Origin of the sequence: Georgenia phoenicis (genome assembly GCF_047302425.1) — a bacterium.
Lineage (GTDB): Bacteria > Actinomycetota > Actinomycetes > Actinomycetales > Actinomycetaceae > Oceanitalea.
This window is the reverse complement of sequence record NZ_CP154855.1, coordinates 273,488-290,006: the sequence shown is the minus strand read 5'-3', so window position 1 is coordinate 290,006 and position 16,519 is coordinate 273,488. Positions and strand designations below refer to the sequence as shown.

At 72.1% G+C, this 16,519-nt stretch carries 16 protein-coding genes; 5 read left to right on the top strand and 11 right to left on the bottom strand.

Annotation, left to right across the window (positions count from 1 at the left end):
• Window positions 1–22: 22 nt before the first annotated feature.
• On the bottom strand, window positions 23–1,132 hold the full coding sequence (locus tag AA0005_RS01465; RefSeq protein ID WP_413453047.1) for a calcium/sodium antiporter: 1,110 nt from the start codon (window positions 1,130–1,132) through the stop codon (window positions 23–25).
• Between the two features lie 403 nt (window positions 1,133–1,535).
• Here AA0005_RS01465 and AA0005_RS01460 point away from each other — a divergent pair, with 403 nt between their 5' ends.
• Both AA0005_RS01460 and AA0005_RS01455 read left to right on the top strand, forming a co-directional pair.
• Window positions 1,536–3,218 carry a sodium:solute symporter family protein gene (locus tag AA0005_RS01460; protein WP_413451660.1) on the top strand — a complete coding sequence of 561 codons (1,683 nt, stop codon included), beginning with the start codon at window positions 1,536–1,538 and terminating at the stop codon, window positions 3,216–3,218.
• Between the two features lie 13 nt (window positions 3,219–3,231).
• Window positions 3,232–3,351, top strand: coding sequence for a putative transporter small subunit (locus AA0005_RS01455; RefSeq protein WP_413451659.1), 120 nt, complete (start codon window positions 3,232–3,234; stop codon window positions 3,349–3,351).
• On the opposite strand, the gene AA0005_RS01450 is transcribed toward AA0005_RS01455, so the two are convergent.
• On the bottom strand, window positions 3,344–4,222 hold the full coding sequence (locus AA0005_RS01450; RefSeq protein WP_413451658.1) for a LysR family transcriptional regulator: 879 nt from the start codon (window positions 4,220–4,222) through the stop codon (window positions 3,344–3,346). The genes AA0005_RS01455 and AA0005_RS01450 overlap by 8 nt on opposite strands.
• A gap of 92 nt (window positions 4,223–4,314) precedes the next feature.
• On the opposite strand from AA0005_RS01450, the gene AA0005_RS01445 reads away from it, so the two are divergent.
• On the top strand, window positions 4,315–5,025 hold the full coding sequence (locus tag AA0005_RS01445) for an SDR family oxidoreductase (RefSeq protein WP_413451657.1): 711 nt from the start codon (window positions 4,315–4,317) through the stop codon (window positions 5,023–5,025).
• Between the two features lie 10 nt (window positions 5,026–5,035).
• Here AA0005_RS01445 and AA0005_RS01440 read toward each other — a convergent pair whose 3' ends face one another.
• From AA0005_RS01440 to AA0005_RS01425, 4 genes are all read right to left on the bottom strand, one after another.
• Window positions 5,036–6,532: a peptide MFS transporter gene (locus AA0005_RS01440; RefSeq protein ID WP_413451656.1), complete on the bottom strand. Its 1,497-nt coding sequence runs from the start codon at window positions 6,530–6,532 to the stop codon at window positions 5,036–5,038.
• Between the two features lie 42 nt (window positions 6,533–6,574).
• Window positions 6,575–7,246, bottom strand: coding sequence for a hypothetical protein (locus AA0005_RS01435; protein ID WP_413451655.1), 672 nt, complete (start codon window positions 7,244–7,246; stop codon window positions 6,575–6,577).
• A 26-nt stretch (window positions 7,247–7,272) separates the two neighbouring features.
• Window positions 7,273–7,872 (bottom strand): TasA family protein, encoded by a 600-nt coding sequence (locus AA0005_RS01430; RefSeq protein WP_413451654.1) that lies wholly within the window; start codon window positions 7,870–7,872, stop codon window positions 7,273–7,275.
• Between the two features lie 170 nt (window positions 7,873–8,042).
• Entirely contained in the window at window positions 8,043–9,026 is a 984-nt protein-coding gene (locus AA0005_RS01425) for a diaminopimelate dehydrogenase (RefSeq protein WP_413451653.1), read from the bottom strand.
• Between the two features lie 167 nt (window positions 9,027–9,193).
• Between AA0005_RS01425 and AA0005_RS01420 the strand changes: the two genes are divergently transcribed.
• A complete protein-coding gene (locus AA0005_RS01420; protein ID WP_413451652.1) occupies window positions 9,194–10,180 on the top strand; it encodes an ABC transporter ATP-binding protein in 987 nt (328 codons plus the stop codon).
• Window positions 10,177–11,169, top strand: a complete 993-nt coding sequence (locus AA0005_RS01415) for an ABC transporter permease subunit (RefSeq protein WP_413451651.1) — start codon at window positions 10,177–10,179, stop codon at window positions 11,167–11,169. Before AA0005_RS01420 ends, AA0005_RS01415 begins: the two co-directional genes overlap by 4 nt.
• A gap of 3 nt (window positions 11,170–11,172) precedes the next feature.
• Here AA0005_RS01415 and AA0005_RS01410 read toward each other — a convergent pair whose 3' ends face one another.
• The 5 genes from AA0005_RS01410 to AA0005_RS01390 all read right to left on the bottom strand — a co-directional run bounded on the left by AA0005_RS01410 (window position 11,173) and on the right by AA0005_RS01390 (window position 16,508).
• Entirely contained in the window at window positions 11,173–12,162 is a 990-nt protein-coding gene (locus tag AA0005_RS01410) for an ArsA family ATPase (protein ID WP_413451650.1), read from the bottom strand.
• The gene (locus tag AA0005_RS01405) at window positions 12,153–12,428 is read right to left on the bottom strand and encodes a cory-CC-star protein (RefSeq protein ID WP_413451649.1); all 276 of its coding nucleotides are present in this window, start codon (window positions 12,426–12,428) and stop codon (window positions 12,153–12,155) included. The genes AA0005_RS01410 and AA0005_RS01405 overlap by 10 nt, the downstream gene beginning before the upstream one ends.
• Window positions 12,425–14,125, bottom strand: coding sequence for a carbon starvation protein A (locus AA0005_RS01400; RefSeq protein WP_413451648.1), 1,701 nt, complete (start codon window positions 14,123–14,125; stop codon window positions 12,425–12,427). The genes AA0005_RS01405 and AA0005_RS01400 overlap by 4 nt, the downstream gene beginning before the upstream one ends.
• Window positions 14,126–14,240: 115 nt before the next feature.
• Entirely contained in the window at window positions 14,241–15,956 is a 1,716-nt protein-coding gene (locus tag AA0005_RS01395; protein ID WP_413451647.1) for a BCCT family transporter, read from the bottom strand.
• Window positions 15,957–16,028: 72 nt separating this feature from the next.
• Window positions 16,029–16,508, bottom strand: coding sequence for a hypothetical protein (locus AA0005_RS01390; RefSeq protein WP_413451646.1), 480 nt, complete (start codon window positions 16,506–16,508; stop codon window positions 16,029–16,031).
• Window positions 16,509–16,519 lie beyond the last annotated feature (11 nt).

The following is a 16,519-nucleotide window of genomic DNA, read 5'->3' as shown; positions in this document are numbered from 1 at the left end:
CAGGGCGTGCGCCGCCGCCTCGTCACTCCGACGATGCCCCACGCCGCGCCTCGTCACCTCCGGCGGTGCGGCGCCCGCGGTGCAGCCCGACCTCGTAGCTCGTGAGCACCACCAGTGTGAGCACGGTGATAGGGATGACGAAGAGGAGCATGACGCCGCTGAACTGCGGCAGGGCGTCGTGACCCGCGGCGTCGAGCAGGAGGTAGGCGACGTAGGCGGCGTAGTAGGCGACGAACAGCGCTGCCTCCCAGCGCGCCACGCAGAAGCCGGTGAAGGCCACGGGCAGCAGGGCGAGGGCGACGGCGACCATGACCGGGAGGTCGAAGCGCACGGCTCCTGGGTCCACCGGGACGCCGTCGGGGGAGACGACGGCCGCGATGCCCATGACCGCGCCGATGTTGAAGATGTTGCTCCCCACCACGTTGCCCACGGCCATCTCGACGTTCCCGCGGAGCGCGGCGATGACCGACGTCGCCAGCTCGGGCAGGGAGGTGCCCACGGCGACGACCGTCAGGCCGATGACGAGCTCGCTGAGGCCGAGGGCGGTGGCGACGTCCGTGGCGCCGCGCACGAGCCACCGTGCCCCGACGACGAGCAGCGCGACACCGACGGCGACGAGGAGAGCGTTGAGCCAGGGGTTCCCCGGGCGGGCCGGCGCGTCGTCGTCCTCGTGGCGACTGCCGCCACGGGAGGCGACGACGCGCCACGCCACGTAGCCGGCGAGGAGAGCCAGCAGCACGAGGCCGTCGAGCCGGCTCACCACGCCCCCGAGGCTGAGGAGGAGCAGCAGCACCGACATCGCGATCATCACCGGCACGTCCTGGCGGACGACCGGGCGGCGGACGGCGATCGGCAGGATGAGGCCGGCCGTACCCACGACGAGCAGGACGTTGGTGATGTTGCTGCCGACGACGTTCCCGACGGCCAGCCCGGGGCTGCCGGACAGGCTTGCGTCCACCGTGACGGCGAGCTCGGGCGCCGACGTGGCGAAGGACACCACTGTCAGTCCGACGACCAGTGGTGACATCCCGAAGGCGCGTGCCAGCGCCCCCGCGCCGCGTACGAGCAGCTCACCGCCGACGACCAGGACGGCGAATCCCCCGAGCAGAAGCAGGACGGTCACGCAGGCCAGCCTGCCGCAGGCCGGTGGAAAGGACACGCGGGGACGGTGCCACCACGCGTCTGGTCGAGCCCGAGGGTGCTGCGAGCCGGTGGCATGTCACACCGCGCCGGAACCGCATGGCCATGCGGAAAACGGATGCTCCCATGCCCGGGAACACGCCGGTCGTTTAGGGATCTTTGACCGTTCTTGCTAGTGTCCCTCGGGTTGGTCGGCGCCCGCGCCCCCTGCTCACCGCTGGTGGGGGAGCTTGCCTGGGCTCGCTGACCGGGCCCCCTGGCCGGATGTCGGGGAGCCGCACGCGCCGGTGTGCCCGGACGCCCGGACGCCCCACGGGGCCGGTCCGGCAGTCCGTCGCGCCGGTGTGCCCGGAGATCCGCGTGGCCGTCCGGGGCCCGTCGAGGAGAGGAAGTCCATGAGTCCCGAGGGCATCGCAGGCCTGAGCGCGCCCCTCATCATCGCGTTGTTCGTCGTGTTCTACGGCGGCACGCTCCTCATCTCCTTCACCATCAGCAGGAAGAGGGAGAACGCCGACAGCTACATGACGGCCGGCGCGAAGATCGGCTTCGGGATCTCCGCCGCGTCGATGACGGCAACGTGGATCTGGGCGTCCTCGATGTACGCCTCGGCCACCGCGGGCTACACCTACGGCGTCTCCGGGCCCATCCACTACGGGCTGTGGGGTGCGCTGATGATCCTGTTCATCTACCCCTTCGGGCGCCGCATCCGGAAGGTCGCCCCCCGCGCGCACACCCTCGCCGAGGTCATGCACGCCCGCCACGGCCGGTCCAGCCAGCTCATGCTCGCCGGCTCCAACGTCCTGGGCAGCGTCATCAGCCTCACCTCGAACTTCATCGCCGGCGGCGCGCTCGTCGCGATGCTCTCGCCCTTCAGCTTCCAGCAGGGCATCGTCGCCGTCGCGGGCGGGGTGCTGCTCTACACGCTGTGGTCCGGCTTCCGCGCCTCGGTCCTCACCGACTTCACCCAGGTCATGGCGATGCTCGGCGCCGTCGTCGTCATCATCCCGGTCATCTTCTTCGCCGCTGGTGGCCCGGCGATCTTCACCGAGGGTGCGGCGCACGTGACACCGCAGCAGCAGAGCTTCTTCTCCTCCGACGCCTTCCTCAACCAGGGCGCCCCGTACATCGCCGCCGTCCTCGCCTACGCGATCGGCAACCAGACGATCGCCCAGCGGCTCTTCGCCGTCCGCGAGGACCTCATCAAGCCGACCTTCGTGACGGCGACCGTCGGCTACGGCGCGACGATCATCGGGATCGGCATGCTCGGCGTCATGGCGCTGTACCTCGGCATCGAGCCGGCCGGCGGGGACGTCAACAACCTCATCCCGCAGCTGGCCGCGACCTACCTCGGTCCGGCGCTGCTCGCGCTGTTCTTCGTCATGATCATCGGCGCACTGTCCTCCACCGCCGACTCCGACCTGTCCGCGCTCAGCTCGATCATGATGGCCGACGTCTACGGCCAGAACGTCGCCGGCCGGAAGAAGGCCGACCCGCGCACCATGCTGTTCGTCGGGCGCGTGACGATGGTGGTGGCCACGGCGGCCGGCCTGTACTTCGCCAGCGGCCAGCTCAACATCCTCGACCTGCTCGTCTTCGTCGGCGCGCTGTGGGGCGCCCTCGTATTCCCGGTCATCGCCAGCTTCTACTGGGGCCGCGTCACCAACGCCGCCTTCACCGTCGCGACGCTGAGCGCGATCGCCCTCTTCGTCCCGGTGCGCTTCGAGCTCCTCCCGATGAGCGGGCCCGTCGGGCTGCTCGTCGACGTCCTCGCGGTCATCGGTGTCGGCGTCGTGCTCGGGCTCATGTGCTTCGGGTTCTTCGGGCTGCGGGTGGCGCTCGCGGTGGGCACGGTGGCGACCGTCGTAGTCGCGCCCTTCGGGATCGGCTTCCTCCACGACTACACGGTGCTCAGCGCCTCGCTCGTCGCCTACGCCGTGAGCACGATCGTGTGCGTGGCGATGTCGCTGCGCAGCCGCGAGAACTTCGACTTCTCCCTCATCGCGCGTCGCACCGGCGACTTCGACGAGAGCGAGGACGGCGCCCCCGCGACCGCCCCTGCCCAGACCCCGACCCGCTGAGAGAGGTACAACGATGCTGACCGCCTACGTCCTCGTGTGGCCCGCCGTCGTGGCCGCCGTCCTGTTCTTCATCGCCCGCGGCTTCTTCCGTGACTGGCGCGAGGCGAAGGAGGAAGGACGCCCGATCATCTGATCCGGGAGGTCTCCCCGCCCCTCCGGCGGAGCGTCGCGGCGGCCCGCCGGAGGGGAGCGACCTCGTGCGGGCGGTGCCCCGGCCGCCAGGCGAGCACCGTCGTGATCATGGGCGCGTCCACCACCGGCACCGCCGCGTGCTGCGGCCACTGCCACGCCCGGCTCGAGCCGGGGATGACGAGCAGCGCCCGACCCAGTGCGACGAGCTGCGCCAGCTGGGACTGGGTGCGGACCTCCGGGCCCGGCCCCTCGGGGTAGGTGCCGTCCGGCCGCGGCCACCGGGCCATCGGCAGGTCAGGCACGTCCGCCACCTCGGCGAGCGTGAGCGACGGACGGGAGGCCAACGGGTGCTCCGCCGGCACGATCGCCACCTGCTCCTCGGTGAGGAGGTCCACGGTCTCGAGGCCGGCGAGGTCGTCGACAGGGCGGTGCATAAGGGCGACGTCGGCCTCGCCGGTGCGCAGCAGCCGCGCCTGCTCGCCGACCTCGCACAGGAGCACCTCGAGAGGGGCGGCGTCGCGCTGCCCGGCATGGGTGTCGAGCAGCGCCTGGAGGAGCGCGTGCGACGCTCCCGCCTTGGTGGTGAGGACGAGCGGCCGTGCCGGCTCGCCCGCCCGCTGGGCCAGGCGGGCCGCGCGGGCGACCGCGTCGAGTGCCGGCCCGGCCTCCGCGAGCAGGACCTGCCCCGCCGCGGTGAGGGAGACCCCGCGGGGGTCGCGGTCGAAGAGCTTCACCCGAAGACGCCGCTCGAGCTGCTGGATCGCCCGGGACAGCGGTGGCTGAGCGATCCCCAGGCGCTCGGCGGCGCGTCCGAAGTGCAGCTCCTCGGCGACGGCGAGGAAGTAGCGCAGCTCGCGGGTCTCGAGGTCCATGGCCGGCAGCCTAGAACCGATACCCCGCGGGTATCACCCGAGACCGGATCGGTCGTGGACACCGGCCAGCGCACTCGGTGAGCATGGTGAGCATGACGAGAACAGCGTTGGTGACCGGCGCGAACAAGGGGATCGGCTTCGCGATCGCGCAGGGGCTCGGCACGGTCGGCTTCCGGGTCCTCGTGGGAGCGCGGGACGAGGGGCGGCGGGAGGAGGCGGTGCGGCGCCTGACCGCAGCAGGGATCGACGCCCGGGGCGTGGCCCTCGACGTCACCTCCGACGAGAGCGTGGCCGCCGCGGCGCGGACGATCGAGGAGGAGCTCGGCAGCCTCGACGTGCTCGTCAACAACGCTGGGGTCTCGGGCCCCACCGCCGGAGGTGTCCAGGACCCGACCACGCTCGACCTCGACGTCGTCCGCGCGGTGCTCGAGACGAACGTGCTCGGCGTCGTGCGCGTGACCAACGCGCTGCTGCCGCTGCTCGAGCGTGCGCCGTCGCCGCGGGTCGTCAACATGTCCAGCGACATGGGCTCCCTCACGCTGCGGACCGGGCCGGTGATGGCCGCCTACGCCCCGTCGAAGACGATGCTCAACGCGCTCACCGTCCAGTACGCCCGCCGGCTGGAGGGCACGAAGGTCATCGTCAACGCCGCCTGCCCCGGCTACGTCGCCACCGACTTCACCGGGCACGCCGGGACGCGCACGCCCGAGCAGGGCGCCGCCGTCGCTGTGCGGCTCGCCACCCTGCCGGACGACGGGCCGCGCGGCGGCTTCTACAACGACGCGGGGGAGATCCCGTGGTGAGCGCGGACGCTCACCGGATGCCGCGCATCGCCCGCGTGATCCGCGGGGCGAGGGCGAGCAGGACGAGCCCGATACCGATGGTGACCGCGCCGAGGGTGCCGAAGTAGGCGACCTCGTTGTCCTCGCTGTAGAACCCGGCCAGGGAGCCGGACAGCGCGGTGCCCAGCGCCACCGACAGGTAGAACAGCGCCACCATGAGCACCGGGTAGGCCTTGGGCGCCAGCTTGGTGGACAGGGACAGGCCCACGGGCGAGAGCATGAGCTCGCCGCCGGTGGCCACGAGCATGATGAGCGCGATCCACAGCACGGGGACGGCGGAGGTGCCGGCCATGGGCAGGAAGATGAGGAAGGCCGCGCCCATGAGCATGACGCCGAGGCTGAACTTCACCGGCGTCGTCGGCTGCCGGCGCCCCAGCCGCGTCCACAGCGCCGCGAAGACGGGCGCGAGCAGGATGATGAAGAAGGGGTTGAAGGACTGCACCCACGGGATCGGCATCGTCCAGCCGCCGAGGTCGCGGTTGAGCCGGGTCTCGGAGTAGATCGTGATGACTGTGAACTGCTGCTGGAACAGCGCCCAGAACGCGACCGAGCCGATGAACATGGGGATGAAGGACAGCACGCGGGAGTGCTCGTCGCCCTTGACCTTCGAGCTGGTGAGCAGGATGGCGAAGAGGACGACGGCGGCGACGGCGGTCGTGAAGACGACGACATCGGCGAGGTTGCCTGGGGTGAGGAGCCCGGTGAGGGCGGCGACGACGATGACGGCGACGGCGCCGACGGCGATCGCGATGTACCGCCCGTACTGCTCACGCGGCAGCGGGTCGGGCACGCGGCGCGTGGGGTGGGGCATGCTGCGGCGGGCGAGGGCGTACTGGACGAGGCCGATGGCCATGCCGACGGCGGCGAGACCGAAGCCGAGGTGGAAGCCCCACTCCTCCTGGACGAAGCCGGTGAGCAGTGGGCCCAGCAGGCCACCGATGTTGATCCCCATGTAGAAGATCGAGAAGCCGGCGTCGCGGCGCGGGTCGTCCTCGGTGTAGAGCGCACCGACGAGGTTGGTGATCGTCGCCTTGAGCCCACCGGACCCGAGCGCGACGAGGATGAGGCCGATGCCCAGGCCGACGACCCCGGGCACGACCGCCAGCGCCACGTGCCCGGCCATGATGAGGACGGCGCTGACGAACATCGTGCGCTCGGCGCCGAGCACCCGGTCGGCCACCCAGCCGCCGAGGATGGAGAAGAGGTAGACCGAGCCGCCGTAGGCGCCGACGATGCCGGCGGCGACGGTGCGGTCGATGCCCAGGCCGCCCTCGGTGGCCTGGTAGTACATGTAGAGCAGGACGATGCCCTGCATGCCGTAGAAGGAGAAGCGCTCCCACAGCTCGACCGAGAAGAGGTTCGCCAGACCGTGCGGCTGCCCGAGGAAGGAGCGGGCCTCGGTGCCCGGACCGCTGCGGCCGGGTGCGGCGGGTGACGTGCTTGCGGTCGCTGGGTCCTCGGAAGCCATGGGCGCAATGTTCCGCCTGCGCCCCGGCCGAACGCAATCGGCTCAGGGCCCAGCGGCGCCTGTCGTGGTGAAGGTCACCGGGAAGGCCACGGAGGAGGTGAAGCCCGCCCTCGCGTCGGTCGCCGCCGCCCCGGGGACGGCCACCGCGAGGAGGGACGCGGCGGCCACCGGCCGCCAGCCGCGCCAGGCGACGGTGCGGCCAGCTGCGTGGCGGCGGCTCTCCCGCTCCCGGACCCGGGCAAGACGGGCGCAGGCCGCCAGGCCGAGTCCGGTGAGGACGACAGGCAGGTACTGGCCCCCCACCAGCCACGCGTAGGGGAGCCCGACCCACGGCACCCGCAGCACCCCGACGCCGTGCACCGCCTCGGCCGTGACGGGAGCCGAGTCCGGCGCGTCGTTCGCGTCGCCGCGCAGGACGATCGCGCCGTCCTCGGCGCTCTCGTAGCGGTGCAGGAGCAGACCGCCGCTTCCGGAGGGGTCCTCCGCGAGGAGCACGTGCCCCGGGCGCAGCTCGCCCGGGGGCAGCTCGCGCGTGACGACGACGTCGCCCGTGCGGATCGCCGGCTCCATCGACCCGCTGAGGACGACGGTGGGCTGCCAGCCGACGACGGCGGGCAGCGCCGACCACACGAGCAGCCCGGCCAGGGTGGCCAGGACGGTGCGAGCGCACAGCGCGGCGGTGTGCCGCAGCCAGCGGTTCGGGGCGTGGTCCACGTCATCCTCCCTGCCGGCGAGGCCGGTCAGCGGCTCTGCGCCTCGGCGACGAAGTCGATGCCGACCTCCTGGCCCTGGACCGAGTTCGGGGCGTCGTCCGCCACCCGGTAGGTGAAGCGGAAGCTGCCCTGCTCGACGGGCGCGCCACCGGCGGCGTCGTAGTGCAGGCCGCGCTCGAAGCTGTTCATCTCCGCGAAGGCGGCCAGCGTCCCGCGGAAGATGGTCCCGGTCGGGCCGGCACCGAAGGTGGGGCCGGTGTTCCCCTCGACGGTGAGCACGATGTAGTCGGCGAGGGTCGTGCCGTTCGCGTCGGCGGCGGGCTCGGTGAAGTTGCGGCCGTAGAAGCTCACCTGGGCGTCCAGCGAGCCCTCGTACTGGGCCGTGACGGTGCGCGACTCCGTCGCCCCCGGGGCGAGGTTCTCGACGGAGAAGAGCGGCTGGTCGCCGTCGTCGTCGGTGATGGTCACGGTGCCGGCGCTCCACGAGTTGTCCTCGTTGGCGGCGGTGGAGCTGAAGGCGGCGTAGGACGCCTGCCAGATGAGCAGGGCGCTGAGCGCGATGCCGGCCGGGACGGCCAGGCTCTTCGCGTAGCGCGCCGAGCGTGAGGTCGGGGCGGTCGAAGCCATGGGGGTACTCCTCCGTGAGTGCACCGGGCGCGGTGCCCGGCGGGCCGCAGGTCTATGCGGCCGAATGAAGTGTGCCGGGAGGGCGCGGCCAGTTGAGTAGTTTGGGCTGTGACCTGCGCCATACTTTAGGAGGGGGGTGAACCGGTACTTTCGGAGGGTCGCCCGGGGTCTCAGAGGAGCTCTGCGCGCAGCTGCTCCACGGGCTTGGGCGAGAGGAGCGCGGGGGCGACGTCGAGGACCGTGAGGGCACCGACCTGACCCTGCGCGTTGAGCCGCGCGGCCGCCCTGGCGTAGGCGACGAGCACGCTCGCGGTGAACTCGGGGTTGCTGCCCAGCTGGAGGCGGTACTCCACCACCTGCTCGTGCCCGCCGCCGGTGGTGCCGCTGCGGATGACGAAGCCGCCGTGGGGCATGGCGGTGTGGTCGCGGGCGAGTTCCTCGGCGGTGACGAAGTGGACGGTGGTGTCGTAGTCGGCGAAGTAGTGCGGCATCGTGACGATCATCTGCTCCACCTCCGCCGCGTCCGCGCCCTCCTCGAGGACGACGTAGCACTCGCGGGTGTGCTTGTCCCGGGTGCTCAGCTCGGGCCGGGTGCCGCTGCGCACGGCGTCGACCGCCGCCTCGGACGGGACGGTGTACTGCACGGCACCGGCCACCCCGGGGACGCGGCGCAGCGCGTCGGAGTGGCCCTGGCTCAGGCCCTTGCCCCAGAAGGTGTAGGTCTCACCCTCGGGCAGCAGCGCCTCCCCGAGGAGCCGGTTGAGCGAGAACATGCCCGGGTCCCAGCCGACGGAGACGATCGCCGTGTTCCCGCCGGCGCGGGCGGGGGCGTCGACGGCGGCGACGTACTCGGGGATGCGGGCGTGGGTGTCGAAGCTGTCCACCGTGGTGAAGTGGGCGGCCAGCTCGGGGCCCTGCTGCGGCAGGTCGTCCTTGGAGCCGCCGCACAGGACGAGGACGTCGACCTCGTCGCGATGGTCGAGCAGCGCGTCCCACGGCAGGACGGGGGTCTCGGGCGACGGCGGCTCGATCGTCGCGGGGTCGCGCCGGGTGAACACGGCGTGCATCGTCATGTCGGGGTTCTGGCCGACGGCGGCGGCCACCCCCCTGCCGAGGTTCCCGTATCCCGCGATGCCGATCCGTAGGCGTCCCATCACCCTGCTCCTCTCGATCTGCTGGCCCGCACCACCGTACGCACCACCGCCGGCGGGACGCGCGGGCGCCCACGCACGGAAACCCCGGATCCGGGGGCCGGGGAGCCGGTAGCCTCCACCCAGGCTGGCGCCCGCCGGTCCTCTCCACCTTCCCCTGGAGCCCCTGGATGAGCGAGCTCGCCGTCGACACCTCCGCGCTGCGCAAGACCTACCGTCGCCGCGGCGGCGGCAGCGTGGGGGTCGAGAGGCTCGACCTCCACGTGCCCGTCGGTGGCGTGCACGGCTTCCTCGGACCCAACGGCTCGGGGAAGACGACGACGATCCGCATGCTGCTCGGGCTCATCCGCCCCGACTCCGGGACCATGCGGATCTTCGGCCAGGAGGTGCCCGAGCGGCTGCCGGACGTCATCGGCCGGGTCGGCGCGATCGTCGAGTCGCCCAAGTTCTTCCCCACGTTCACCGGACGGCGCAACCTCGAGCTGCTCGCCGGCGCCATCGGGGCGCCGAAGGCCCGGGTCGGTGAGGTGCTCGAGTCGACGGCGCTCGCCGAGCGGGCGGGGGACCGGTACGCGACCTACTCCCTGGGCATGAAGCAGCGCCTGGCCATCGCCGCCACGCTGCTCAAGTCCCCCGACCTCCTCATCTTCGACGAGCCCACCAACGGGCTCGACCCCGGCGGCATCCGGGAGATCCGGGAGACGATGCGCCGCCTCGGCGACGAGGGCCGCACCGTCCTCGTCTCCAGCCACATCCTCGCCGAGGTCGAGCAGGTCGCCGACACCGTCTCCATCATCGGCCGCGGGCGGCTGCTCGCCGAGGGCCGGGTCGCCGACGTCATCGGCGCCCGCTCCGAGGCCGGCGCGGTCAGGGTGGGTGTCGCGGACCTCGCGGCCGCCGAGCAGGTCCTCACTCGCGCCGGGCTGCGGGTCCGGGTCGACGGCGGCTTGCTGCGCGTGCGCGGCGTCCAGGACCCGGCCCGGGTGACCGAGCTGCTCGCCCAGCAGGGCCTGTACGTCAACGAGCTCACCGCCGAGCGCGTCGACCTCGAGCGGGTCTTCCTCGACCTCACCGCCGGCGAGGGCCTGGACGAGCGTCCCGCCGGACGCCACGGCCGACCAGCCGGCCCCGCGACGGACGGCGGTGACCCCGCATGACGCGGCTGCTGCGCGTCGAGCTGCGCCGGCTGTTCTCCCGCCGCCTCGTCGTCGCGACGATGCTCGGGGCGCTCGCGGCGTCCCTGCTCGTCCTGTGGGCGGCGTGGGACTCCTCCCAGCCGATGTCCGACGAGGACCTCGCCCTGGCCGAGGAGATGTACCAGCAGGACCTCGCGTACTGGGAGGAGCACGGCGAGGAGGACCAGGCGCAGTGCTTCGAGGAGGAGGCCGCGGAGGCCGAGCGGCTCGGTGAGGAGGTCGACTGGGGCTGCGAGGAGGGCTTCTCCGCGCCGGAGCGCGAGTGGTACATCTTCACCGCCCCACCGCTGGAGGAGTCGCTGCCCTCCTCCCTCAGCGCCGTGTCCACCTTCGTCCTGTTCGCCGTCGGTCTGGTCGGTGCGACCTTCACGGCGGCGGAGATCAGCACGGGGTCGATGAGCACCTGGCTGAGCTTCGAGCCGCGGCGCCTGCGGGTGTACGTCTCCAAGCTGGCCGCGGCCGCGCTCGGTGTGGTGCCGGCCGCGGTGCTCACCGTCGCCGTCGTCGTCGGCGGGTCGGTGCTCATCGCCCAGCACTTCGACCTCGCCGCGGGAATGGGCAGCGCCGAGTGGGCCGCCACCGGCTGGATGGTGCTGCGGATCCTCGGCCTGGCGGTGCTCGGTGCCCTCGTGGGCGCCGCCCTGGGCTTCCTGCTGCGTCACACCGCCGCCGTCCTCGGCGTCGTGGTCGTCGGGTTCATTGCGAGCCAGCTGGTCCAGGGGCTCGTGCCGCGGACCGCGCCGTGGATGCCGGCCACCAACGTCGACGGCTGGGTCCGCCACGGGACGACGTACTTCATGGAGGAGTGCACCACCGACGCCAGCGGCACCATGTGCGACTACACGGAGCACGCGCTGTCCTTCGGGCACAGCGCCGTCTATCTCCTCGTCCTCACCGCCGTCGTCGTCGTCCTCGCCGCCCTCGTCTTCCGCCGCCGCGACGCCGTCTGAGGCTCAGCGGGCGCGGGCGATCTCCGCGGCGAAGCGCTCGAGCGCCTGCTCCCCGACGACGTCCTCCGCGAGCAGCGGCAGCTGCACGAGCGGGACGTGCGGGAGGGCGGTGCGGACCGTCTCCAGGTGGGCCTCCTCCTGCGCGTGCCGCCGGGCGAGGAACTCCCCACGGTCCGCGGGGGAGCGCTTGTTGACGACGAGTGCCCCCACCTCGACGCCGGAGCGCAGGAGCCGCCCGTAGAGCTCGACCGTCTCGAGCGCCGGGAGCCGCTCGGCGGCCAGCACGATGACGAAGGCGGTGCGCTCGCCGTCGGCCAGCAGGTCGCGCAGGGCGGCGAAGCGGGTGCGGCGGCGCAGGAGGATCCGGCGGATCTCGTCGTCGCGGTCCGCCCGACGGTCACGGCGGCGGCCGATGCCGACGACGGCGGCCGCTGCGCCGTCGTCGTCCATCGCGCGCATCGCCGCCCCGAAGCGGGCGGAGCGGTCCTGCCGCCGGAGCAGCCCCTCGGTCCACGCCGACATCGTCTCGGGCAGCGTCATGAGCCGGGCGGTGTGCCCCGAGGGTGCGGTGTCGAAGACGACGAGGTCGTGCTGCGGGTCCTCGAGGACCTCGGCGATGCGCTCGAGGACGGCGGCCTCGTGGGTGCCCGGGGCGTCGCGGGCGAGGTCGAGGTGCCTGGTCACCTCCCCGGACAGGTGCTCGGGCATGAGCCGGCGCATCGTGTGGCCGACGGCGGCGAGGTGCTCGTCGGTCGTCCTGGCCGGGTCGATCTCCAGGCCGTCGAGGTTCTCGGCGAGGGGGACGACGGCGTCGCCCACCGTGCGTTGCCACAGGTGCCCGAGGTTGTGGGCCGGGTCGGTGGACACGACGAGCACCCGCCGCCCGGCCCGCGCCTGCGCGAGGGCGACGGCGGAGGCGACGGCCGTCTTGCCCACCCCGCCCTTTCCACCGACGAACAGCACCCGCCGCTGGGCGGCCAGCTCTAGCAGCACGAGAGGTGGTCCAGGGGTGAGCGGTCCATGCCCATGCGGCGGTGCCAGTCGTGGAAGCGCTCGTACATGACGGGCAGCAGCTCCACCGTGTAGTAGCTCGCCGGGTTGGGCACGCCGAGCGCCTCGGCGAGGACGATCATCATGAAGAGGTCGTCCTCGTCGCGCTGCGCCCGCGCGAAGGTGCGCCGGTAGGGACCGACGTAGAGCTCGCGCAGGCCCGCCGCGAGGCAGGCCCGCGCGGGCGGGCGGGCCGGGTGCTCGGTCATCTGTCCGCGCTGGTCTCCACCGTGAGGGTCTCGTCCTCGCTCTCCGGCGGTGACCTGCGTGCCTTGGTCATCGCGATGGTGGCCTCGAGGATGACCCACAGGGCGGCGACGATGATGACGAGGTCGAGGACGAGCAGGAGCCAGTTCTCGCTGCTGTAGAAGGTCCCGACCTGGACGATCGCCGCGAAGAGCGACATCGCCATGACGAAGACGAGCGGGACGAGGACGGGCAGGACCGGCCGGCGCTTGCGCAGCAGGATGACGGCGACGATCGACAGGGTGAGCCCGGCGAGCAGCTGGTTGGTCGTGCCGAACAGCGGCCAGATGACCATGCCGCCCGAGCCGTCGGCCCCGGCGCCGAAGGCCAGGCCCATCCCGACGAGGAGGACGACGACCGTCGCGAGCCCCTTGCCGAGCCGCAGGCCGGCGAGCTCGAGGGACTCCTGGACGACGAAGCGCTGGAGGCGGATGCCGGTGTCCATCGTCGTCGCCGCGAAGAGGACGGCCATGGTCGCGAGGATCGTCGCGCTGAGGGACGGCGGGATGCCGAGCCCGGCGTTCATGATGTTCCCGCCGCCCTCGACGAAGGCCGCGACCCCGCCCTGGTTGAAGGCGGAGTAGACCGCCTCCCAGTCCGCCAGCGTCCGGTAGCCGGCGGTCGCGGCGATGATCGAGCCCAGGGCCAGGAGCCCCTCGCCGACGGCGCCGAAGTAGCCGACGAAGCGGGCGTCGGTCTCCTTGTCGAGCTGCTTGGCGCTCGTGCCCGAGGACACGATGCCGTGGAAGCCGGAGATGGCACCGCAGGCGATCGTGACGAAGAGGAGCGGGACGATGCTCGGCGTCCCGTCCGGGATGTTGCTGTTGAACGCGGGGGCGGCGAAGTCCGGCGAGGCGATGAAGACCGACAGGTAGAGGATGCCCAGGCCCACGAAGAGCTGCAGGCCGTTGATGTAGTCGCGCGGCTGGAGCAGCACCCACACGGGCAGGACGGAGGCGACGCCGGCGTACAGGAAGAGGACGACGACCCAGAAGGCCTCGGCCGAGAGGCCGAGCACCGTGTCGGGCAGGGTGACCGGGACGCTGTCACCCAGGACGATGAGCGCGTAGAGCGCGACGACGCCGATGATCGAGACGGCGACGAGGTTGAGCTTCCACCGGTAGATCGCCTGCCCGATGACGAGCGCGACGAGGATGGCGCCCCAGACGGGGATGACGGCGGTGGGGGTGCTGACGAGCAGGCCGGAGATGACGACGGCGAAGGCCGCGTTGACCATGAGCAGCAGGAGGAAGATGACGACGAGGAAGAGGTTGCGGCCCCGCGCGCCGATGTAGCGGCCGGACAGCGTGCCGATCGACTGGCCGCGGTTCCGGACAGAGGCCCACAGCGCGCCGAGGTCGTGCATGCCGGCGAAGAAGACGGTGCCGAGCGTGACCCAGAGGAAGGCGGGCAGCCAGCCCCAGATGACGGCGACCGCCGGGCCGACGATGGGTGCGGCGCCGGCGACCGAGGTGAAGTGGTGGCCCCACAGGACGTACTTGTTCGTCGGTACGAAGTCGACGCCGTCCTCGAGCTCGTGTGCCGGTGTCCGGAACCCGGCGTTGAGGCGGTACACCCGGCTGCCGAGGTACTTGGAGTAGAGGAAGTACCCGGCGAGGACCATGGCGATGCCGATGGCGGCGAGCAGCACTGAGTTCACGTCGCTCCGATCTTCGTCGTTGACGACCGGTGGAGCCTGCGGGTGCCCCGCCGCCGGCCGTGATCCAGGTCACCATAGCGCGTCGGTTGGGGCCCTGCGGACCGCCTGGCCGCCGTCAGGTGCGCCGGCGTCGCGGGCGCCTCTCGGGTGCGCTCGTCTCCCCGTCCACGACCGTGTCCTGCTGCAGGGTCTGGGCCACGTGGGCAGTGAACTGCTCCCGGCGCAGGCGCAGCTCCGCCTGCAGGGTCTTGTGCCGCTCGATCCGGAACTGCCGGACCAGGGCGAAGCACATGACGATCATGACGACGCTGAAGGGCAGGGCGATCGAGATGGCGACCCCGCGTAGCGCCGTGAGGCCGCCGGCCAGGACGAGGGCCACCGCCACCGCGCCCTCGAGCAGCGCCCACAGCACCCGGCTCCACACCGGCGGCTCGACGTCGCCGCCCGAGGCGAGCATGTCGACGACGAGGGAGCCGGAGTCGGAGGACGTGACGAAGAAGAGGACGACGATGAGGATCGCCACCCCGATGACGAGTCCTGCCGCGGGGAGGTCGTCGAGGAGGAAGAACAGCGTGTTCGTCTCGTCGACGACGGCGTTGCCCTCGGTGTCGGTCTGCACCATCCCGCCGCTGCCGAAGAGCTCGCGGTACAGGCCCGCTCCACCGAGCACGGTGAACCAGATGAAGCTGAAGGCCGTCGGCACGAGGAGGACGCCGAGGACGAACTCACGGACGGTGCGGCCCTTGGAGATCCGCGCGATGAACACCCCGACGAAGGGCGCCCAGGAGATCCACCAGCCCCAGTAGAAGGCCGTCCACCAGCTCTGCCACTCGATGCCCTCGTCACCGGCGAGGGCGGAGGTGCGGAAGCTCAGCGCGATGAGGTTCTGGAAGTAGGCCCCCGAGGCCTGGATGAGCTCCCGGAGCAGGAACATCGTCGGCCCGGTGATCGCGACGAAGAGCATGAGCGCGACCGCCATCGACATGTTGATGTTCGACAGCCACTTCATGCCCTTCTTCACGCCGCTGACCACGGAGAAGAGCGCGATGCCCGTGACGATGCCGATGATGAGGACGAGCACCATGTTGCTCGGCGTGGAGATGATGTCGAGGAACTCCAGCCCGCCGGCGATCTGCGTGACGCCCAGGCCCAGTGACGTCGCGATGCCGAAGACGGTGCCGACGACGGCGATGACGTCGATGACGTCGCCGAGCCAGCCCTTGGCCCGCTTCCCGAGGACTGGCTCGACGGTCCACCGGATGGAGATCGGGCGGTTGCGGACGTGGACCGCGTAGGCGATCGCGAGACCGACGACGACGTAGATCGCCCAGGGGTGCAGTCCCCAGTGCAGGAAGGTGATGACGAGGGAGTCCTGGGCCCCCGCGGCGTCGCCCGCGACGATCCGGGAGGCGCGGTTGGGGATCCCGGCGAAGTGGTTGAGCGGCTCGGCCACTCCCCAGAACACGAGGCCGATGCCCATGCCGGCCGCGAAGAGCATGGTCAGCCACGACCCGAGCCGGAACTCCGGCCCCTCGTCGTCCCTGCTCAGCTGGATGTCCCCGAAGTGGCTCAGCCCCATCCACAGCGCGAAGACGACGAAGGCGGAGATGAGGGCGGTGTAGTACCACCCGAAGTAGGTGACGATGCCGTTCTGCACCGTCGAGATCGCGTCGCCGACGGCGTCGCCGCCGATGATGGCGAGGACGACGAAGGCGAGGATGAGGATGAGGGAGGGCCAGAACACCGGCGGGTGGATCGACTGGTACCAGCGGCGGTCGCCGACGGCCTGGTCCTGGCCGGTCGTGGGTGCGGTCTCGGGTGGCGTGGCCACGGGAGCGTCCTTCCGTCGTCGGGGTCCTGCGGCGACAGTACCGAGGGCCCGGGACGGGGGCACGAGGAGGTGTCAGCGCCCGGGAGGCTCCAGCCGGCGGGTCTCGTCCTGGACACGGGCCTCGGCGGTGGCGAGGCGCTCGCGGGCGGCCTCCGCCCGGGTGAGCGCCGCCGTGAGCCGGGTGGCGACCTCGGTGCCCTCCGGGCCCTGCGCGGCGCCGTCGCGGGTGCCGGCGAGTGTGGCGGCGAGGGCGGCCGAGCTGAGTCGTGCCTCCTCGACGGCGGCGGCCAGCTCCGCCGGGGCGTCGGAGGCCAGCTGGAGGCGCGCGAAGTGCAGCGAGGTGCCCGCCCGGGCGACGGCGTCGTCGAGCTCGTGGACGAGGCGGCCGGCGGCGGCGTTGCGCTCGGCCTGGCCCGGCGCGGCGACCGGCTCGCGGTGCCCGGGGTTCTGGCTGCTGCGGCGCACGAGGAGGAGGACGACCACCGTCACGCCCGCCGCGAGCACGACGATGCCGCCGATGACGGGCAGCAGCGCGGACCAGGAGGTGAGCACCCCTCGATCCT